General features: G+C 65.0%; 18 protein-coding genes and 1 pseudogene. 11 read left to right on the top strand and 8 right to left on the bottom strand.

The annotated features are described in order from the left end of the window. Together ACXJMY_RS09600 and ACXJMY_RS09595 are read left to right on the top strand one after the other, a co-directional pair. Positions 1-181 (top strand): transposase (locus ACXJMY_RS09600; protein WP_456619078.1); only part of this gene is annotated, 181 nt, incomplete at its 5' end. 18 nt (positions 182-199) lie between these two features. Further along, positions 200-382, top strand: a pseudogene (locus ACXJMY_RS09595) (GNAT family N-acetyltransferase); the annotation flags it as partial. A 114-nt stretch (positions 383-496) separates the two neighbouring features. On the opposite strand, the gene ACXJMY_RS09590 reads toward ACXJMY_RS09595, so the two are convergent. Then, positions 497-1,105 (bottom strand): CinA family protein, encoded by a 609-nt coding sequence (locus tag ACXJMY_RS09590; protein ID WP_456619077.1) that lies wholly within the window; start codon positions 1,103-1,105, stop codon positions 497-499. A gap of 4 nt (positions 1,106-1,109) precedes the next feature. Then, positions 1,110-2,306 (bottom strand): bifunctional 2-C-methyl-D-erythritol 4-phosphate cytidylyltransferase/2-C-methyl-D-erythritol 2,4-cyclodiphosphate synthase, encoded by a 1,197-nt coding sequence (locus ACXJMY_RS09585; protein WP_456619076.1) that lies wholly within the window; start codon positions 2,304-2,306, stop codon positions 1,110-1,112. Positions 2,307-2,585: 279 nt separating this feature from the next. On the opposite strand from ACXJMY_RS09585, the gene dusB reads away from it, so the two are divergent. Genes dusB through ntrC form a run of 3 tightly spaced genes read left to right on the top strand, consistent with a single transcriptional unit; the run spans position 2,586 to position 6,211 of the window. Next, positions 2,586-3,587 carry a tRNA dihydrouridine synthase DusB gene (dusB, locus tag ACXJMY_RS09580; RefSeq protein ID WP_456619075.1) on the top strand — a complete coding sequence of 334 codons (1,002 nt, stop codon included), beginning with the start codon at positions 2,586-2,588 and terminating at the stop codon, positions 3,585-3,587. Beyond that, a complete protein-coding gene (locus ACXJMY_RS09575) occupies positions 3,584-4,759 on the top strand; it encodes a two-component system sensor histidine kinase NtrB (protein ID WP_456619074.1) in 1,176 nt (391 codons plus the stop codon). Before dusB ends, ACXJMY_RS09575 begins: the two co-directional genes overlap by 4 nt. Positions 4,760-4,768: 9 nt before the next feature. Continuing rightward, positions 4,769-6,211 (top strand): nitrogen regulation protein NR(I), encoded by a 1,443-nt coding sequence (ntrC, locus tag ACXJMY_RS09570; protein WP_456619073.1) that lies wholly within the window; start codon positions 4,769-4,771, stop codon positions 6,209-6,211. Between the two features lie 161 nt (positions 6,212-6,372). On the opposite strand, the gene ACXJMY_RS09565 is transcribed toward ntrC, so the two are convergent. Further along, on the bottom strand, positions 6,373-6,519 hold the full coding sequence (locus tag ACXJMY_RS09565) for a hypothetical protein (RefSeq protein WP_456619072.1): 147 nt from the start codon (positions 6,517-6,519) through the stop codon (positions 6,373-6,375). 188 nt (positions 6,520-6,707) lie between these two features. Between ACXJMY_RS09565 and ACXJMY_RS09560 the strand changes: the two genes are divergently transcribed. The 4 genes from ACXJMY_RS09560 (at position 6,708) to hflX (ending at position 12,377) form a co-directional block, all read left to right on the top strand. Next, positions 6,708-9,092, top strand: a complete 2,385-nt coding sequence (locus ACXJMY_RS09560; protein ID WP_456619071.1) for an ATP-binding protein — start codon at positions 6,708-6,710, stop codon at positions 9,090-9,092. A gap of 17 nt (positions 9,093-9,109) precedes the next feature. After that, the gene (ntrX, locus tag ACXJMY_RS09555; RefSeq protein ID WP_456619070.1) at positions 9,110-10,480 is read left to right on the top strand and encodes a nitrogen assimilation response regulator NtrX; all 1,371 of its coding nucleotides are present in this window, start codon (positions 9,110-9,112) and stop codon (positions 10,478-10,480) included. A 239-nt stretch (positions 10,481-10,719) separates the two neighbouring features. After that, positions 10,720-10,968 carry an RNA chaperone Hfq gene (gene hfq / locus ACXJMY_RS09550; RefSeq protein WP_007591126.1) on the top strand — a complete coding sequence of 83 codons (249 nt, stop codon included), beginning with the start codon at positions 10,720-10,722 and terminating at the stop codon, positions 10,966-10,968. A gap of 11 nt (positions 10,969-10,979) precedes the next feature. Next, entirely contained in the window at positions 10,980-12,377 is a 1,398-nt protein-coding gene (gene hflX / locus ACXJMY_RS09545) for a GTPase HflX (RefSeq protein ID WP_456619069.1), read from the top strand. A 147-nt stretch (positions 12,378-12,524) separates the two neighbouring features. Here hflX and ACXJMY_RS09540 read toward each other — a convergent pair whose 3' ends face one another. Next, positions 12,525-13,553 (bottom strand): DUF2278 family protein, encoded by a 1,029-nt coding sequence (locus tag ACXJMY_RS09540; protein WP_456619068.1) that lies wholly within the window; start codon positions 13,551-13,553, stop codon positions 12,525-12,527. A gap of 234 nt (positions 13,554-13,787) precedes the next feature. Further along, complete coding sequence (gene mazG / locus ACXJMY_RS09535) at positions 13,788-14,606, bottom strand: nucleoside triphosphate pyrophosphohydrolase (RefSeq protein WP_456619067.1); 819 nt, start codon at positions 14,604-14,606, stop codon at positions 13,788-13,790. A gap of 126 nt (positions 14,607-14,732) precedes the next feature. Here mazG and queC point away from each other — a divergent pair, with 126 nt between their 5' ends. Further along, positions 14,733-15,449: a 7-cyano-7-deazaguanine synthase QueC gene (gene queC / locus ACXJMY_RS09530; RefSeq protein ID WP_456619066.1), complete on the top strand. Its 717-nt coding sequence runs from the start codon at positions 14,733-14,735 to the stop codon at positions 15,447-15,449. Positions 15,450-15,607: 158 nt separating this feature from the next. On the opposite strand, the gene ACXJMY_RS09525 is transcribed toward queC, so the two are convergent. The 3 genes from ACXJMY_RS09525 to nthA are packed head-to-tail and all read right to left on the bottom strand — an operon-like array spanning position 15,608 to position 17,285. After that, the gene (locus ACXJMY_RS09525) at positions 15,608-15,988 is read right to left on the bottom strand and encodes a nitrile hydratase accessory protein (RefSeq protein WP_456619065.1); all 381 of its coding nucleotides are present in this window, start codon (positions 15,986-15,988) and stop codon (positions 15,608-15,610) included. Beyond that, positions 15,988-16,647 (bottom strand): nitrile hydratase subunit beta, encoded by a 660-nt coding sequence (nthB, locus tag ACXJMY_RS09520; RefSeq protein ID WP_456619064.1) that lies wholly within the window; start codon positions 16,645-16,647, stop codon positions 15,988-15,990. Before nthB ends, ACXJMY_RS09525 begins: the two co-directional genes overlap by 1 nt. Further along, the gene (gene nthA / locus ACXJMY_RS09515) at positions 16,644-17,285 is read right to left on the bottom strand and encodes a nitrile hydratase subunit alpha (protein ID WP_456619063.1); all 642 of its coding nucleotides are present in this window, start codon (positions 17,283-17,285) and stop codon (positions 16,644-16,646) included. The genes nthB and nthA overlap by 4 nt, the downstream gene beginning before the upstream one ends. 257 nt (positions 17,286-17,542) lie before the next feature. On the opposite strand from nthA, the gene ACXJMY_RS09510 reads away from it, so the two are divergent. Beyond that, a complete protein-coding gene (locus ACXJMY_RS09510) occupies positions 17,543-19,018 on the top strand; it encodes a DASS family sodium-coupled anion symporter (protein WP_456619062.1) in 1,476 nt (491 codons plus the stop codon). The last annotated feature ends 89 nt before the right edge of the window (positions 19,019-19,107 follow it).

Here is a 19,107-nt window from a genome sequence, read left to right as displayed (position 1 = left end):
TCCGACCCGCAAGCATCCGCATCGCTACGACAAAACCGCTTACAAAGGTCGCAACGTTATCGAGCGGATGTTCTGCCGTCTCAAGGACTTCCGCCGCATCGCAACCCGATACGACAAGCGCGCAGACATCTTCCTGTCCGCAATCCTTCTGGCCGCTGCAATCACTTGGTGGATCAATTGAGTCCGGACCCTAGGGCGACGGCTTATGGCGCGCCTGGCTGCGATGGCTCGGCAAGAGGGTCACGATCGCATCGATTGGACCGTCGATGCGGATGACCTGCGGCTTCAGCATTTCTACGAGATGCTTGGAGGGCGGGCGCTCCCGGAGAAGCGATTCTTCCGGGTAACCGGCGCAAAGTTGAGAGAATTGGCTGAAATGTAAGTGACAGCCCTTGGCCCGCCGCGACACGGTTGGAGCCCGCAGGAGCGTGGCGACATGCGGATCTTGCTGCGGGTCTCCCGGCTATCGCTTCGCTCACCCGGGCTACCGGGCTGATCACCCTCTCGGCGGCCGTGGCGGCCGCCGCTTCACGGCATGCCGTCTTGGCGAGCGGGTGACGCGCGGACGCAGGCGGCTTGCGGCTTCGCGGCGCGGCTTGGCCGAGACTTGCGGGCCGCGGGCGAGGTCCATCAGCATGCGCAGCGCCTCGACGACCGAACGCTGACGCACGGCGCTGCGGCCGATCGCGCCGAAACGCTGCTCGCGATGGATGATGCGGCCGTCGCGCGCGGCTGCGGCAAAATGCACGAGCCCGACCGGCTTGCCGGGCGTGGCGCCGCCGGGGCCGGCAATGCCGGTGATGGCAACTGCGAGATCGACGTCGGCGCGCTCCAGGGCGCCGACCGCCATGGCGGTCGCGGTCTCCTTGCTGACCGCGCCGAAATTCGCAAGCGTGCTTGCCTCGACCCCGAGCATCGCGCGCTTGGCGTCATTGGAATAGGTGACGAAGCCGCGGTCGATCACGTCGGACGAGCCCGGGATGTCGGTCAAGGCGCCGGCGACGAGGCCGCCGGTGCAGGACTCGGCGGTCGCGATCGTCAGCTTGCGCATCCGGCACAGGTCGAGCAGCGAGCGGGAGAGGGCGCGTGCGTCGCTGCCGCCCATGATCTCACACGCTCCAAGTCTTGTCGTTAAACGGAAGACGGATGGTGGCGCTCGCGGTGGCCGCGATGCCTTCCTCGCGGCCGGTGAAGCCCAGCCGCTCGCTGGTCGTCGCCTTCACCGCGACGCGGGAGATGTCGACCCCGGAGATTTCGGCGATGCGCGCGCGCATGGTGTCGCGCAACGGACCGATCTTCGGCCGCTCGCAGATCAGCGTCACCTCGAGATTGGCGACGCGGCCGCCGCGCTGCGCGACGCGTTCGATGGCGTATTTCAGGAACTGGTCGGAGGAGGCGCCCTTCCACTTGGCATCGCTCGGCGGGAAGTGCGAGCCGATGTCGCCGTCGGCAAGCGCGCCGAGGATCGCGTCGACCAGCGCATGCAGGCCGACGTCGCCGTCGGAATGGGCCAGAAACCCCTTGCTGTGCGGCACGCGCACGCCGCAGACCATGACGTGGTCGCCATCGCCGAAGGCGTGGACGTCATAGCCCGTGCCGGTCCTGATGTCGCCGAGCAGGCTGGCCAGGCGCGCTTCCTCGCGCACGAAGTCTTCGGGAGTGGTGAGTTTCATGTTGGCAACATCGCCTTCAAAGGTCGCAACCGTCAATCCCGCCCATTCGGCAATCGCCGCATCATCGGTGAAATCGCTGCGCCCGTCCTTCGCCGCGCGACGATGCGCCTCGAGGATGACGTCGAAACGAAAGGATTGCGGCGTCTGCGCGATTCGCAGGCGCGAGCGGTCCGGCGTGTCCTCGACATCGCCATTCGCGCCGGTGACCTTGATGGTGTCGGTGACGGGGACGACGGGGATCGCGGCGCCGGTGCGGCTGGCCGCCTCGATCGCGCGGGAGATCACGCCTTCCGAAACGAAGGGCCGCGCGGCGTCGTGGATCAGGACGATGTCCGGCTTGTGTTTTGCCAGCGCTTCCAATCCGGCGAGGACGGACGCCTGCCGCGTTGCACCGCCACTGGTCGGCGGCTCGTGCTTAAGTCCTGCGACCGCTGCCGTGAACATGGCACTGTCGTCGGGGTTCACCACCGGCTGCACCGCTGATACGTCCGCGTGGCGGCTGAAGGCTTCCATGGCACGATAGATCACGGGCTGCCCGCCGATCGAGCGATATTGCTTCGGCCCGCCAGCGCCTGCGCGCAGCCCGCGTCCGGCTGCGACGAGGACGACTGCGGTGCGCTCTGATTTCGCCATAGGACTCAAATACTCAGTTGCTGGTGAGGAGTCGGGAGTGGGGTGATTGCCGGCATGCCTCTAGCACGGCAGGCCCGCAAAAAAAGGGGGTATCCCCGGATTGTGGGAAACAGCAATTTGTTGCACTGCACTTGAAAGATCTGCAGAACTGTCTAAACTGTAGGCATGGCGCTTGACTGCACAAGAATTGTGCGCAAGATAGATCATGGCAGCGCGATCAAGCCCTGCCAAGGCAACGAGACCACTGTGACCGGCCCGGCAAGATCAGGCTCTAAGCCGTTGAAAATAGGCGACATTGAAATCGCTACTCCGGTCTTCCTGGCACCGATGTCGGGGGTGACTGACTCGCCCGTCCGCCGGCTCACAGCCGAGCTCGGGGCCGGTCTGGTCGTGTCCGAAATGACCGCCAGCGACGATCTCGTCAATGGCCATACGATGTCGCGGTTGCGCTGCGAAGCGACCGGCATCGGTCCGCATGTGGTCCAGCTCGCCGGCTGCGAAGCGCATTGGATGGCGGAGGGGGCCCGGATCGCGGAAGCTGAAGGCGCCGACATCATCGATATCAATATGGGCTGTCCGGCCCGTCACGTCACCGGCGGCCAGTCCGGCTCGGCGCTGATGCGCGACCTCGACCATGCCGTGAGCCTGATCGACGCGACCATTGCAGCCGTCAAAGTGCCGGTCACGCTGAAGATGCGGCTCGGCTGGGACGATCGCAGCCGCAATGCGCCGGAACTGGCGCGGCGCGCGCAAGCTGCCGGCATCAAGCTCGTCACCGTGCACGGCCGCACCCGCTGCCAGTTCTACAAGGGCGAGGCCGACTGGGATGCGATCCGCGCGGTGCGCGAGGCGATCTCCGTGCCGCTCGTCGTCAACGGCGACATCACGTCCTATGAGAAGGCGCTCGCCGCACTCGATGCATCCGGCGCCGATGCCGTGATGATCGGCCGCGGCGCGCAAGGCCAGCCCTGGCTGCCCGGCCAGATCGGCCGCCGCCTGAAGGGCGGGGCGGCCGAAGCCGTGCCGTCGCTCGAGGCGCAGCTCGGCTACGTCCGTACCCTCTATGAAGGCGTCTGCGCGCTCTACGGTCTGCGCATTGGCCTGCGGCACGCGCGAAAGCACCTCGGCTGGGCGCTCGATGTCGCAGCCGATGCGAGCCGCGCGCCGGCGGAGAAGCTGAAATCCTGGCGCCAGAAGATCCTCACCTCGGAGGATCCGGGTCTCGTCCACCGGTCACTGCAAGATGCCTTCGACGACTTCGCATGGAGCGCTGCTGCATGAGCTCAGTTGCTGAACATCGTCGGCCGATTCCGTCCGACAGCGATGCGATCCTGGATGCACTTCCCAACCCTGTGCTCATGATCGGGCCGGACGGCAAGATCGTCGCCGCCAATATCGCGACCGAAGCCTTCTTCGATATCTCGACGCAGTTCCTGAAGCGGCAGTCGCTGAAGGAGCTGGTGCCGTTCGGAAGCCCCTTGCTGGCGCTGATCGACCAGGTGCGCTCGTCGAACTCGCCGGTCAACGAATACAAGGTCGATCTCGGCACGCCGCGCATGGGCGGCGACCGCCAGGTCGATCTCCATGTCGCTCCCCTCACGGAGCGGCCCGGCCACATCGTGGTGATGCTCCAGGAGCGCTCCATCGCCGACAAGATGGACCGCCAGCTCACCCATCGCAGCGCCGCGCGCTCGGTGATCGCGCTCGCCGCCATGCTAGCGCACGAGATCAAGAACCCGCTGTCCGGCATCCGCGGCGCGGCCCAGTTGCTGGAGCAGCAGGCCTCGTCCGAGGACCGCATGCTCACCCGGCTGATCTGCGACGAGGCCGACCGCATCGTGACGCTGGTCGACCGCATGGAGGTGTTCGGCGACGAGCGTCCCGTCGTGCGCGGCCCGGTCAACATCCACTCGGTGCTCGACCACGTGAAGCGGTTGGCGCAGTCGGGCTTTGCCCGCAACATCCGCTTCATCGAGGATTACGATCCGTCGCTGCCGCCCGTGCTCGCGAACCAGGACCAGCTGATCCAGGTGTTCCTCAATCTGGTGAAGAACGCCGCCGAAGCGCTGATCGACGTTCCCGACGCCGAGATCCAGCTCACCACCGCGTTCCGTCCCGGCGTGCGCCTGTCAGTCCCCGGTCAAAAATCTCGGGTATCCCTGCCGCTCGAATTCTGCGTCAAGGACAACGGACCAGGCGTGCCGGACGATCTTCTGCCCAACCTGTTCGATCCCTTCGTGACCACCAAGCAGACCGGCAGCGGTCTCGGCCTGGCGCTGGTCGCAAAGATCATCGGCGATCACGGGGGCATCATTGAATGCGAGTCTCAGCCGCGCAAGACCACCTTCCGCGTGCTGATGCCGATGTACTCGACATCGGTCAAACACGCCGATCACAGCAGTCGCGACGGCTCTGCCGGGAAGTCGTCGTCTGCATCACAGGGGGCAAAATGAGGATTAACAATGCCCGCAGGTAGCATTCTCGTTGCAGATGACGACACCGCCATCCGCACGGTTCTCAATCAGGCTCTGTCCCGCGCCGGTTACGAGGTGCGGCTGACCGGCAATGCCGCGACGCTGTGGCGATGGGTCAGCCAGGGCGAGGGCGATCTCGTCATCACCGACGTGGTGATGCCGGACGAAAACGCCTTCGATCTGCTGCCGCGGATCAAGAAGATGCGGCCGAATCTGCCGGTCATCGTCATGAGCGCGCAAAACACCTTCATGACGGCGATCCGCGCCTCCGAGCGCGGGGCTTACGAATATCTGCCGAAGCCCTTCGACCTGAAGGAGCTGATCGCGATCGTCGGCCGCGCGCTCGCCGAGCCGAAGGAGCGCACGCCGAGCCCGGCCGAAGATGCCGAGATGGAGGCGATCCCGCTGGTCGGCCGTTCGCCGGCGATGCAGGAAATCTACCGCGTGCTGGCCCGCCTGATGCAGACCGACCTCACCGTGATGATCACGGGCGAGTCCGGCACCGGCAAGGAGCTGGTGGCGCGCGCGCTGCACGATTACGGCAAGCGCCGCAACGGCCCGTTCGTCGCCGTCAATATGGCTGCGATCCCGCGCGACCTGATCGAATCCGAATTGTTCGGCCATGAGCGCGGCGCCTTCACCGGCGCCAACACCCGCGCGTCGGGCCGGTTCGAGCAGGCCGAGGGCGGCACGCTGTTCCTCGACGAAATCGGCGATATGCCGATGGAGGCGCAGACCCGCCTGCTGCGCGTGCTCCAGCAGGGCGAATACACCACCGTCGGCGGCCGCACGCCGATCAAGACCGACGTGCGGATCGTCGCGGCCTCCAACAAGGACCTGCGGGTGCTGATCCAGCAGGGCCTGTTCCGCGAGGATTTGTTCTTCCGCCTCAACGTCGTGCCGCTGCGGCTGCCGCCGTTGCGCGAACGCATCGAGGATCTGCCGGATCTGGTGCGTCACTTCTTCGCGCTCGCCGAGAAGGACGGCCTGCCGCCGAAGAAGCTCGACGCGCTGGCGCTGGAGCGGCTGAAGCAGCACCGCTGGCCGGGCAACGTGCGCGAGCTCGAAAACCTCGCGCGGCGCCTGGCGGCGCTCTATCCGCAGGACGTGATCACGGCCTCCGTCATCGATGGCGAGCTGGCACCGCCCTCGGTCAGCCCGGGGGCTGCGGTCCAGCAGGGTGTCGACAATCTCGGCGGCGCGGTGGAGGCCTATCTGTCCTCGCACTTCCAAGGCTTTCCGAACGGCGTGCCGCCGCCCGGGCTGTATCACCGCATCCTCAAGGAGATCGAGGTGCCGCTGCTCACGGCCGCGCTCGCCGCCACCCGCGGCAACCAGATCCGCGCCGCCGACCTGCTCGGGCTCAACCGCAACACGCTGCGCAAGAAGATCCGGGATCTGGACATCCAGGTCTATCGCAGCGGGGGGTAGTTCTCCCGGAACGGTGGCTCAGCTCCCCCTACCAAAGCGGAGCTGAGCCTGTCCGGATCGCGCTGGCCGTTGTGGCTGACGCGGTGAGCAGAAGTCCGGATCGGGCCGAAATGTTCCGCCGTCACGTTGGAATTGGTCCACCGCAGGGCGTGGCGCCGCACTCATCGGATGAGCCGGCCTGAGACGGGCAGGGCGTTGGCCATCTGCGTCGACGGCTGCTGAATGCCCGGGCCGTTGACCAGGAGGTCGGCAGCCACGATCAGCAGCAGAACGGCCGCAACCATGATCGCGAGAAAGAACCTCTCCATGCCGGGGCAAGCCGGAGGGGCCTGAATCCGTTCCGGCGACTGGCACCGAGCCGCCATGCGCCTGTGGATGTGTCCGACCACCACAGGGGAGGCGCCGCGGAATTGTCGCAATTCGGCAACATTGTGGTAGGAATGCATCAGTATCCGCGATCCGCGGATCCCCGTTTTCAGCACCTCTCATTGCCAGAATGACCAGCGCAGATACCTCGGCCGCATCTTTTGACACGGCCCCAGCGGAAGAGCCGCGACGCTGGTCGTCGCGGCGCTGGCTGGCACCCTTTGCCGTGGCAATGGCGCTGCTGTCGGCGCTCCTGACCTTCCTGGTCCTGACCGGACTGACGCGGATCGACCCCACGCCGGAGGTGGTCCGGTCCTTCTACCTGATCAATGCGGCCACGATCCTGCTGCTGGTCGGAATCATCATCCGCGAGCTCTGGCAGCTGATCCTGGCGCGACGGCGGGGCCGGGCGGCGGCACGCCTGCACGTCCAGATCGTCAGCCTGTTCTCGATCGTGGCGGTGCTGCCGGCAGTGCTCGTTGCCGTCGTCGCCAACGTCACCATCGAGCGCGGCCTTGACCGGCTGTTCTCCGGGCCCACCAAGGAGGTGATCCAGAATTCGCTGACCATCGCCCGGGCCTACATGCAGGACCACGCGCAGCTGATCCGCGGCGACATTCTCGGGATGGCCAACGACATCGCCCACGCCCGGCCGCTCTACGACCAGGATCGCCGGTCGTTTCGCGAGCTGCTGACCGGCAGCGCCGGCTCCCGCAACCTGCCGGGGGCGATGATCATCGACAAGAACACCAACATCCTGGAATCCGCCGACACCGGCATGCGGCTGGCCTATTCGCCGCCAGCGCCGGACTTTCTCAGCAACGTCAACGAGTCCGAGCCGGAAATCGCGATCCTGCCGGACGCGAGCTACGTCGCCGCGGTGATCCGCTTGCGCGCCTTCAACGACACCTTCCTCTATGTCGCGCGGCCGCTTGATCCGAACGTTGTCAATCAGCTCAAGCAGACCGAGGTCAGCGTCGCCGAATACGCCCAGATCGAGTCGCGCCGGCTCGGCATCCAGGTCGCCTTCGCGCTAATGTTCGCGGTGATCGCGCTGACCATCCTGATGGCCTCGGTGCTGATCGGCCTGAACTTCGCCAACTCGCTGGTGGCGCCGATCCGGCGGCTGATGAACGCGGCCCACACGGTCTCGACCGGCGACCTCCATGTCCAGGTGCCCGTGAACCAGTCGGAAGGCGACCTCGCCCAGTTGGGCGAGACCTTCAACAAGATGACGCAGGAATTGCGCAGCCAGCGCGACGAGCTCGTCAGCGCCAGCGACCTCATCGACAGCCGCCGCCGCTTCATCGAGGCCGTGCTGTCCTCGGCGAGCGCCGGCATCATCGGCGTCGATACCTCGGGCAGCGTCGGCATCCTCAACCGCTCCGCCGAGAAGCTGATCGGCCATGCCGAAGCCGAGACGCTCGGCCATCCGCTCTCCGACGTGCTGCCCGAACTCGACGAGATGATGAAGACGGCGCGGGAAGGGACCCAGCGCCTGGTGCAGGGCCAGATCTCGATCACGCGCGACGGTCAGGAACGCAATCTCTCGGTCCGGGTCAGCGCCGAGAAGACCAGCCAGCCGCGCGACAGCTACATCATCACGCTCGACGACATCACAGATCTCGTCTCGGCGCAGCGCACCTCGGCCTGGGGCGACGTGGCGCGCCGCATCGCGCACGAGATCAAGAACCCGCTGACGCCGATCCAGCTCTCCGCCGAGCGCATCCGCCGCAAATTCGGCAAGACCATCACCGCGGACAAGGACAAGCAGATCTTCGAGCAGTGCACCGACACCATCGTGCGCCAGGTCGACGATATCAGACGCATGGTCGACGAATTCTCGCGCTTCGCACGCATGCCGAAGCCGGTGATGGAGGGCGAGGACGTCGCCGACACCGTGCGGCAGGCGGTGTTCCTGATGAAGGTCGCCCATCCCGAGATCGACATCGAGGCCGAATTCAAGGAGGACCCGCTGCGCGCCCAGTTCGACCGGCGGTTGATCTCGCAGGCGGTCACCAACATCGTCAAGAACGCCACCGAGGCGATCGAGCAGGTCCCGCCCGAGGAACTCGGCAAGGATTACGGCAAGGGCCGCATCGACGTCGTGGTGTCGCGCGAGGGCGAGGACGTGCTGATCGACGTCATCGACAACGGCATCGGCCTGCCCAAGGTTGCGCGCTCGCGCCTGCTCGAGCCGTATGTCACGACGCGCGCCAAGGGCACCGGCCTTGGGCTTGCGATCGTCGGCCGCGTGCTGGAAGACCATGGCGGGCGCATCGAGCTGAAGGACGCCTCCGACTTCCGCGAAGGCCAGCGCGGCGCCTGGATGCGGATGCGCTTTGCAATTTCCGGCCATCCTGCCAAGACGGAGGTGGCCGAGCACGCGCCGGCCGCCGTGGAATCGGCCGTCAAGGGCCTGGAAACAGAAACAAAAGAGCCGGTTGCCGGAACCAAAGAGCCGGCCGAAAAGACCAATGATTCAACGAAGATCGAAGCCTCAACAGGCATCTGACAAGACAGGCGCGACCGATGGCAAGTGAAATTCTGATTGTCGATGATGAGGCCGATATTCGGGATCTCGTTGCGGGCATTCTCGAAGACGAGGGGTTCGTCACCCGGACCGCACGCGACAGCGATACGGCGCTGGCCGAGATCGCCAACCGCAGGCCGCATCTGGTGTTCCTCGACATCTGGCTCCAGGGCTCCAAGCTCGACGGCTTGCAGCTCCTGGAGCAGGTCAAGAAGGACAATGCCGATTTGCCGGTCGTGATGATCTCGGGCCACGGCAACATCGAGACCGCGGTCGCCGCGATCAAGCGCGGCGCCTATGACTTCATCGAGAAGCCGTTCAAGGCCGACCGGCTCATCCTGGTCGCGACCCGCGCGCTGGAGAACTCGCGGCTCAAGCGCGAGGTCAAGGAGCTGAAGCAACTCGCGCCGAGCGCAAGCTCGCTCGTCGGCCGCTCGCCCAGCATGAACCAGTTGCGCCAGACCATCGAGCGCGCGGCGAAGGCCAACAGCCGCATCCTGATCGTCGGCCCCGCCGGCGCCGGCAAGGAATTGACCGCGCGCACGCTGCATACAGCCTCGGGCCGTGCCGACGGTCCGTTCGTCGTGATCAACGCCGCCGCGATCACGCCCGAGCGCATGGAGCATGAGCTGTTCGGCGTCGAGCAGTCCAATGGCGAGCAGCCGCGCAAGCCGGGCGCGCTCGAGGAAGCCCATGGCGGCACGCTGTTCATCGACGAGATCGCGGACATGCCGCGCGAGACCCAGAACAAGATCTTGCGCGTGCTGGTCGAACAGTCGTTCCAGCGCGTCGGCGGCGCCGGCAAGGTGCAGGTCGACGTGCGCATCATCTCGTCCACTGCGCGCAACCTCGAGGAGGAGATCGCGGCCGGCCATTTCCGCGAGGATCTCTATCATCGGCTCTCGGTGGTGCCGATCCGCGTGCCCGCGCTGTCGGAGCGGCGCGAGGACATTCCGGAGCTGATCGACTACTTCATGGAGCAGATCTCGGCGGGAAGCGGCCTGCCCAGGCGTCAGATCGGGCAGGATGCGATGGCGGTGCTGCAATCGCATGTCTGGCCGGGCAATGTGCGCCAGCTCCGCAATAACGTTGAGAGAGTCATGATTCTCGCCGCCGGCGGACCGGAGGTGATCATCACCGCTGACATGTTGCCGCAGGACGTCGGCTCGATGGTGCCGGCGATGCCGACCAGCAACAATGGCGAGCACATCATGGGCTTGCCGCTGCGCGAAGCGCGGGAGGTGTTCGAGCGCGACTATCTGATTGCTCAGATCAGTCGTTTTTCAGGAAATATTTCTCGCACGGCGGAGTTTGTTGGCATGGAACGCTCGGCCCTGCATCGCAAGTTGAAGGCGCTCGGCGTCGGTTGACGACGCCTCACGGTCGAGGATAAGCGAGGAAAATCATCGATTTCCGTAGTTTTTCGGGGCAATAGGGCGTGGGCTGGCGCGCGAAGCGGCTTGCCTAATAACCCGACCTGTCCTCTAATCGAAACGCTGTCCCTCCGAGGGGGATCTCATGATGGACGGCAACCGGAAGAGGCCCCACAATTTTCAAAAGAGGGCCGCAACCGGCGCAATAAAAAGAAACTCAAAGCGAGAAAAAAACAATGGCGGCAGACCGCGCACAAAACCTACAGGACACCTTCCTTAATCACGTTCGCAAAACCAAGACGCCACTGACGATCTTTCTGGTCAACGGAGTGAAGCTCCAGGGCATCGTGACCTGGTTCGACAATTTCTGTTTGCTGCTTCGGCGCGACGGTCATTCGCAGCTCGTCTACAAGCATGCGATCTCGACCATCATGCCTGGCGCTCCGATCCAGTTGTTCGAAGGCGGTGAGGATCAGCCGGCTTGAGAGTGATCTGATTGGAACCCCGGAATTTCGACGGGGATGCCGACCGTCCGCGGCCGGCAGGGGCTGCGCAGACGGGGCGGGTGCTTGTCATCGGTCCCTATTTGCGGCTGCGCGCGGGCGGCTCCGACGCGCAATCGGAGAGCCATGCCTCATCTCATCATGTCCAGCGTGACGCCGAGGCCCGGCTCGACGAAGCCGCCGGCCTCGCGCGCGCGATCGATCTCGTGATTGCGGATGCCATCATCACGCCGATCAGCCAGATCCGCCCCGCCACCTACATCGGCAAGGGCAAGGTCGAGGAGATCGCCGGGCTGATCAAGAGCCTTGATGTCGAGCTCGTGGTGATGGATTGCGCGCTGGCGCCGATCCAGCAGCGCAATCTCGAGAAGGAGTTGCACGCCAAGGTGCTCGACCGCACCGGCCTGATCCTGGAAATCTTCGGCCGCCGCGCCAAGACCAGGGAAGGCTCGCTCCAGGTCGAACTCGCGCATCTCAACTACCAGCGTTCGCGCCTCGTCCGCTCCTGGACCCATCTCGAGCGCCAGCGCGGCGGCTTTGGATTCATGGGCGGTCCCGGCGAGACGCAGATCGAAGCCGACCGCCGCCTGATCCAGGAGCGCATCTCCAAACTCGAGGGCGAACTGAAGAAGGTGCAGGCGACACGGCGTCTGCATCGCGCCGGACGCCAGCGCGTGCCTTATCGCGTCGTGGCGCTGGTCGGCTACACCAATGCCGGCAAGTCGACGCTGTTCAACCGCCTGACGCGTGCCGACGTGCAGGCCGCCGACATGCTGTTCGCGACCCTCGATCCGACCTTGCGCGCGCTCAGCCTGCCGCATGGCGGCAAGGCGATGCTGTCCGACACCGTGGGCTTCATCTCCAACCTGCCGACGCAGCTCGTCGCCGCCTTCCGCGCCACGCTGGAAGAGGTGCTCGAGGCCGACGTCATCCTGCATGTCCGCGACATCTCGCACGAAGACGCCGAGGCGCAGCAGAGCGACGTCGACGCGGTGCTGCGCCAGCTCGGCATCAACCCCGACGATTCCGGCCGTATCATCGAGGTCTGGAACAAGATCGATCGTTTTGACGCGGATCAGCGCGAAGAGCTGCTGAACATCGCGGCGCGCCGGCCGGAGGATCATCCGGCGATGCTGGTCTCCGCCGTGTCAGGCGAGGGGATCGACGCGCTGCTCGCCGCGATCGAGGAACGGCTCGCCGCCAAGCGCACCACGCTCGATCTCTCGATCGACGCTGCCGACGGCGCCGGGATCAGCTGGCTGCATCGCAATGCCGAGATCTTGGTCAAGGAGCTGCACGACGGCCGCTTCGACATGACCGTGCGGGTGGATGAGACCAAGCGGGATATCGTGGTCAACCGCTTCGACGCCGTGCCGCATCACGCCGCATAGGCCCGAACAAGTCTGACGCCACATTGTAGGCCGGATGGAGCGAAGCGAAATCCGGGAAAGCCCGACACGACGCGCCCCGGATTGCGCTTCGCTCCATCCGGGCTACGCACTCAAGGGCGTCCCACGACGCGCGAATTCATTGGAACACTAGAACGGAATGGTCAGGCCCGGATGTTTCGCTTGCGCCTTGGTATAGGCGACGCCGTGGACCTTGATTCCACGCTCGTCCAGCAACGAAATGATGCCGCCCTTGTTCGATAATTCCATCGGCTTCTGCACGACGACGGCGAGCGTGCCGCCGGCCGCGATCTTCCCTGACAAGGCCATTTTCTTCTTCTGCTTGTCGGCCAGCATCCAGCCGGTGAGATCGATGTCACGATCGGCCGTATTGAGCAGCGTGACGACTTCCCGCTCGGGCGTCTTCACGGCGTTGACGAGTGCCGCAATGATGCACACGAGGCCATCCGGCATTTCCGCGGTCGGAGGAGCCGTCGGATCCCGCGGCGCTGTCGGCGTGCCTCCGCCGAGATCGATCGGATGACCAGTCTTGTCGTCGGTGTGCCAGGCCTGCGTCTGGAATTTGAGGAAGACCGCCGTCCATAATTTCTGATCCGGGAATTCGAACACGAGCCCGCCGTCTTGCCACGGCCCGTTGTCGCCCGAGAATTTTCCGATGGGATTTCCCTGGTTCATATGGATGTCGTGAATGCCGCGTCCCGGCCGGAAGCCGAAATAATTGTCCGCCTTCGTCTCCGGGCCCCATGTCTCGCCGAATGCGTATATCATCGCGCTTTCGTCCGAGAGTGCGCGCTGGACGAACTGGTCGAGCTTCTCGTTGAGGTCGTTGTCCGGTCCGGGCACCGACAGCGGCAGCGGGATCATCTCCTGCGGCTGCATCAGATTGCCGCGAATGAAGTCCAGCGCGGTGCCGCCCGGTTGCGGCGGCTGTGGGTGCAAGCCCTCCGGCAATGCCGCGAGTTGTTCGGTGATCGGATGGACGAAGTGCGATCGCACCAGGAACTCGACTTCGCTTCCGTCGGCTGACTGCACATTGATGGCGATGCGGAAATCCTCGTCGCCGGCCACGATATGGACTTGATAGTGCGGCGACTTGCCGGTGCCGAAACGCATCGCGATCGGGCGTCCCTTGAGGACCGAATAGTGCTTTAGTGGCATCGCGCTCACCTGCTGTGGGGTGTGGCTGCGTCGGAATTATTATACAACTTTAAACTGTCTGTGGTGACAATTTCATGGCGGCGCCTTGCCGCATCTCTCCGCCTGAGCCGCCGACGTCTTGCAAATCGGGAAAAGGCGAGCTTCACGTACGTCAAGACGCACATGAGCGTTCCGGGCCCTCTCAACTTTCACCAAGAGGTTGATGGCAATGGATATCCCGGTCACTGCGTTCAGCTAGGTCGCGGTCTTCGCCGCATTCCAAAGCGCATCCATCTCCGCCAGCGAGGCCTGCTCCAGCGTCCGGCCCTGCGCTTCCAGCGCCCGCTCGATATAGGCAAAGCGCCGCTCGAATTTCGTGTTGGTGGCGCGCAACGCGGCTTCCGGATCGGCATCGACATGGCGGGCGAGGTTGACCAGCGCGAACATGAGGTCGCCGGTTTCTTCCGCCAGTTCCTCCTTGTCGTTGCGGTCCAGCGCGGCCTCGATCTCGTCGGCTTCCTCGCGGATCTTTGCCAGCACCGCGCGCGGGTCGTTCCAGTCGAAGCCGACGGTCGAGGCCTTGCGCTGCAGCTCCATCGCGCGCGTCAAGGCGGGTTGGCCGGCTTTCACGCCCGACAGCAGGGATTTGTGGGTCGGCGTCGTTTCTGGCGGCCGGCGCGCGGCGCGCTCGGCCTTCTCCTCGGCCTTGATGCGGTCCCAGACTTCCTTGACGTGGGAGGAGGCGAGATTGCCGTCCTTGTCGGCGAAGACGTGGGGATGGCGCCGGATCATTTTTCGCGTGATGGCCTCGACGACATCTCCAAAAGCGAAAGCGTTCTGCTCTGACGCCATCTGGGCGTGGAACACGACCTGGAGCAGGAGGTCGCCGAGCTCCTCGCGCAGATCGTCGAGATCGCCGCGGGTGATGGCGTCCACCACCTCATGGGCTTCCTCGATCGTGTAGGGCGCGATCGTCGCGAAATTCTGCTCGAGATCCCAAGGGCAGCCGGTCACCGGCGTGCGCAGCGCCGCCATGATCTCGATCAGGCGGGAAATGTCGCGGGAAGGGGTCATTACGGGGCAGTCTCCTGGCTCCAAAACCTTATGCCAAAAGTGGGCCGCCGTTCCCAGCGGCACGCGCTGGAACGGGCCGATTTCCACCGATTGGCGGGCCGCTCCCGCAGTGCTAAAGCGCGGGCCATGAGTGACGCATTTTCATCACAAACCGCGCTGGTGCTGTTTTCCGGCGGCCAGGATTCCACCACCTGCCTGGCCTGGGCGCTGAGCCGCTTCGCGCGCGTGGAGACGCTGGGGTTCGAGTACCGCCAGCGCCACGCCGTCGAGCTTGCCTGCCGCGACAGCCTGTTCGCCGGCGTCAGGGCGCTGCGCGCGGATTGGGCGGACAAGCTCGGCGAGAGCCACACGCTGTCGATCCCGACCTTGGCTGCGATCTCGGACACGGCGCTGACGCGCGATGTCGCGATCGCGATGGGCGCCGACGGGCTGCCCAATACATTCGTGCCCGGTCGCAACCTCGTATTCCTGACCTTCGCCGCGGCGCTGGCCTACCGGCGCGGCATCACCCACATCGTCGGCGGCATGTGCGAGACCGATTATTCCGGCTATCCCGATTGCCGCGACGAGACCATCCGCGCCATGCAGGCCGCGCTCTCGCTCGGCATGGCGAGGCCCTTCGAGCTGCACACGCCACTGATGTGGATCGACAAGGCCGCGACCTGGAAGCTTGCGCACGACCTCGGCGGCGATGGCCTCGTCGACCTGATCCGCGAGCAGTCGCACACCTGCTATCTCGGCGAACGCGGCGCGCAGCACGAGTGGGGCTATGGCTGCGGCGAATGCCCGGCGTGCAGCCTGCGGGCGAAGGGGTGGGCGGAGTATGTGGCGGGGAGCAAATAGCGCTCCAATCTCCGCTGTCATTCCCCGCGAAGGCGGGGAATCCAGTACGCCACGGCTTCTCCGTCTCCCGCGAACGTCTCTGGAATACTGGATCACCCGCCTTCGCGGGTGATGACAGCTGTGTTCGGGGAAACGGTGCCTGCACCACGCACGAAAAACTACCCCGCGAAATCCTCCGCACGCAGCTCGATCGGCTTGCCGTGCGGCGTCCGATCCGCGGCGTGATCCCAGGCATCCCGATAGCGATGCAGCGTCTCCGCGGATGCGACGCCCTTGCGCGCGACCAGTCCCTCCAGCGTGGCGAGCCAGTGCAGATAGTAGGTCTCGCCCGTATCAGGATCGCCGGCGGCCTGCGCACGCTTGATCTCGGAGGCCAGGGCTGCGGCCCATTCGGGCCAGGTGAACACGCCGCGCTCATGCAGTGTCAGCGCCATCGCGAAGGCATGGGCCTCCCAGGGCGCACGGAACACCGGGCCGTCATCATCGCGCGGAATGCTCGGAATTGCCGCGGTCGCGGCGGCAGCAGCCGTGCTGCTCATCACGCCGCGTCCAGATAGGGCTCGAACGCGTCGATCGACACTTTTGAGGTCGGATCGCCGTCCGCGCCCCAGAGATCGCGGCCCTCGAACACGACCGTGTAGAGCCATTGCGGATTTTCGCCGAGCTCGATCGCCGCCGAATCCGGAAACACGTGACAGCCATGGTTCAGCTCGACCACGCCGACATGGCCGCGCACATAGCGCGGCAGCCGCGTATGGGTGGCGGGATGAATGTTCTTGGCGCGCACCTTGTCGCCGATCTTGAACTTGGCGGGCGCCGGGGCAGGGCGGGCGAACTTGCCGCGCACCATGATCCGCTCGACCTGGCCGAGATCGAACTTGCCATGCTTGAGCGCCTTTGCGGGCTGCATGGCGTGGCCGGCCGCGACTTCCTCGCGGGTGAGGTAGCCCTTCTCGATCAGCATCTCCTCGAGGCCGAGGAACCATTTCTTGTAGTAGGAGCTGGAGAGATAGACGTGCGGCGGAATCGTCTCGCGATAGAACCGCGAGGTATCGATGTTGAAGGCGCCGGCCGCGCCCATCGCGCGCACCATCGCGAGAACGCGGGATTCCCATTCCTCGTGAAACATCGGCTCGTTCGGCTCGGGCTCGACCTTGCCGAACCCATCCATGCCGCCCATATCGTGCACGCCGTTCATGACGGCGCTCCAGGCTTTTTGGCAAAGCCGGTGCCGATCATGGAATCGCGGGTGACGAGCTCGGCGAGCTGTTCCTCGCTCCAGCCTTCGGTGCCTTCGGGCCGCATCGGCAGCACCAGGAAGCGCGTCTCGGCGGTGGAATCCCATACCCGGATCTCGATGTCCTTCGGCACCGTGACGCCGAAATCGGCCAGCACGCCGCGCGGGTCCTTCACCGCGCGCGAGCGGTAGGGCGCGGCCTTGTACCAGACCGGCGGCAGTCCGAGCATTTCCCAGGGGTAGCAGGAGCACAGCGTGCACACGACCATGTTGTGACGCTGCGGCGTGTTCTCGATCACGACGAGATGGTCGCCGACGCGGCTGACATGGCCGAGCGTGCCGACCGCCTTGGAGCCGTCCTCGAGCAGCGCTGCCTTGAAAGCCGGATCGGTCCAGGCCTTGGCGACGACACGGGCGCCGTTATGCGGACCGATCTTGGTCTCGTAGGCCTGGATGATGGCGTCGAGCGCGGCCGGCTCGACATAGCCTTTTTCGGTCAGGATCGTCTCGAGCGCGCGCACGCGCAGCTCGGTCTCGGAGAGTTCCGAATGATCGTGGTCGTGGTGATGATGGTGGTCGTGGTCGTGGTCCTGGCTCATGGTGCGAAAGATAGGCGAGTTTTTCCCCACCTGTCGAGCGTCCGTTGCAGCGCAATCCGGCCACGTATTCGTGACGCCGTTTGTGCGCTAGCATCGCCCCAAAGCGGATGGGGAACGCGGGTGATGGGCTCCGTCAAGATCGGGAAGGGCAGCCGGGCATTGATCGCGCCTCGGACAATCCGTATACGCCGCGTTGGGACAAAAGCGGCCCGGTCAACGAGCCGGTAAAATGCCGTTGAAATCGAGGGGGAGGGCCCATGACCGCTAGCTCGCAGGCGCCTGAGGCGACGGGGTTTCACTGGAAGCTGATCGCGCCGCTCGTGGTGTGGCTGGCGATCTATCTGTGGCCGGTGCCGGCCGGGCTCAACGTCAATCAGTGGCACTATTTTGCCGTCTTTGCCGCCGTCATCACCGGGCTCATTCTGGAATCGATGCCGGTCGGCGCCGTCGGACTGATCGGGCTCACCGTCGCCGGCGTCAGTGGCTACATCGATCCCGATCCGACCAAGTCGCTGCGCTGGATGCTGGCGGGCTTTGCCGAAAGCACGGTCTGGCTGATCGTCGGCGCTTTCGTGTTCTCGATCGGCTATCGCAAGAGCCAGCTTGGCCGGCGTATTGCGCTGGTGCTGGTGCAAAAGCTCGGCAGCAACACGCTCGGCCTCGGCTATGCGGTGGCGATGGCGGACTTCCTGCTGGCGCCGGCAACGCCCTCGAACACCGCGCGCAGCGGCGGCATCGTCTATCCCATCATCAGCAACATCCCGCGCATCTACGGCTCCGAGCCCGGACCGACCGCCGGCAGGATCGGCACCTACGTGATGTGGACCGCGTTCGCGGCCACCGCGGTGACGAGCTCGCTGTTCTTCACCGCGCTCGCGCCCAACGCGGCGGCGCTGGCGATCGCCAAGAAGACGGTCGGTGTCGAGGTGAGCTGGGGCCAGTGGTTCATCGGCTTCGCGCCGTTCGGCATCCTGCTGATGATCCTCGTTCCGCTGCTGAGCTACGCGGTGTGCCGGCCGGAGGTGAAGCGCAGCCCGGAGATTTCCGAATGGGCGGGGAAGGAGCTCGCGGAGATGGGCCCGATGTCGCGCAACGAGTGGATCATGCTGGGCCTGATCGTGCTCGCGATGTTCCTGTGGATCGCGGGCTCGAGCCCGGACATCCACGTGCCCGTGCTCGGCTCGAACTTCGTCAATGCCACCACCGTCGTGTTCATCGTGATCTCGCTGATGCTGGTCACCGGCGTGATCGAGTTTGCCGACATCGTCAGCGAGAAGGGCGCCTGGGAGGTGTTTTTCTACTTCACCTCGCTGCTCACGCTGGCCTCGGGACTGAACGAGATCGGCTTCATCAAATGGTTTGCGACCGAATATGCGAAACCGCTCGCCGGGCTCACGCCATCGACCGCGATGATCCTGCTGGTCGCGCTGTTCTTCTGGATCCATTATTTCTTCTCGAGCATCACCTCGCATGCCGCAGCCGTGCTGCCGGTGGTGCTCGCGGTCGGATCGGGCATCCCTGACCTGCCGGTCACGACGCTCGCCTTGCTCTGCATGTATTCGCTCGGCCTGATGGGCGTGATTTCGCCGTACGCGACCGGTCCGGCGCCGATTTATTTCGGCAGCGGCTATATCGGGAAGCGGCAGTTCTGGGGCTTCGGCCTGATCTTCGGGCTGCTCTATTTCGGCGGACTGCTGCTGATCGTGCTGCCGTGGTTGCAGATGGTCCGGTAGGGCGAGCCCGGGGAACACCCCGCAAGATGAATTTTCTTCGCCGGGGAGGGTTTTGGAAAACTTTGTCCAATCCCTTGCAAATATCTGAA

The organism is Bradyrhizobium sp. P5_C12 (genome assembly GCF_054049735.1).
This window is presented reverse-complemented; position numbering and strand designations above follow the sequence as displayed.

Bases quoted from the DNA above. Each gene is read 5' to 3' on its own strand.
- ACXJMY_RS09590 (WP_456619077.1), bottom strand. From the start codon at position 1,105: ATGGGCGGCAGCGACGCACGCGCCCTCTCCCGCTCGCTGCTCGACCTG.
- ACXJMY_RS09585 (WP_456619076.1), bottom strand. From the start codon at position 2,306: ATGGCGAAATCAGAGCGCACCGCAGTCGTCCTCGTCGCAGCCGGACGC.
- ACXJMY_RS09575 (WP_456619074.1), top strand. From the start codon at position 3,584: ATGAGCTCAGTTGCTGAACATCGTCGGCCGATTCCGTCCGACAGCGAT.
- ntrC (WP_456619073.1), top strand. From the start codon at position 4,769: ATGCCCGCAGGTAGCATTCTCGTTGCAGATGACGACACCGCCATCCGC.
- ACXJMY_RS09565 (WP_456619072.1), bottom strand. From the start codon at position 6,519: ATGGAGAGGTTCTTTCTCGCGATCATGGTTGCGGCCGTTCTGCTGCTG.
- ACXJMY_RS09560 (WP_456619071.1), top strand. From the start codon at position 6,708: ATGACCAGCGCAGATACCTCGGCCGCATCTTTTGACACGGCCCCAGCG.
- ntrX (WP_456619070.1), top strand. From the start codon at position 9,110: ATGGCAAGTGAAATTCTGATTGTCGATGATGAGGCCGATATTCGGGAT.
- hfq (WP_007591126.1), top strand. From the start codon at position 10,720: ATGGCGGCAGACCGCGCACAAAACCTACAGGACACCTTCCTTAATCAC.
- ACXJMY_RS09540 (WP_456619068.1), bottom strand. From the start codon at position 13,553: ATGCCACTAAAGCACTATTCGGTCCTCAAGGGACGCCCGATCGCGATG.
- mazG (WP_456619067.1), bottom strand. From the start codon at position 14,606: ATGACCCCTTCCCGCGACATTTCCCGCCTGATCGAGATCATGGCGGCG.
- queC (WP_456619066.1), top strand. From the start codon at position 14,733: ATGAGTGACGCATTTTCATCACAAACCGCGCTGGTGCTGTTTTCCGGC.
- ACXJMY_RS09525 (WP_456619065.1), bottom strand. From the start codon at position 15,988: ATGAGCAGCACGGCTGCTGCCGCCGCGACCGCGGCAATTCCGAGCATT.
- nthB (WP_456619064.1), bottom strand. From the start codon at position 16,647: ATGAACGGCGTGCACGATATGGGCGGCATGGATGGGTTCGGCAAGGTC.
- nthA (WP_456619063.1), bottom strand. From the start codon at position 17,285: ATGAGCCAGGACCACGACCACGACCACCATCATCACCACGACCACGAT.
- ACXJMY_RS09510 (WP_456619062.1), top strand. From the start codon at position 17,543: ATGACCGCTAGCTCGCAGGCGCCTGAGGCGACGGGGTTTCACTGGAAG.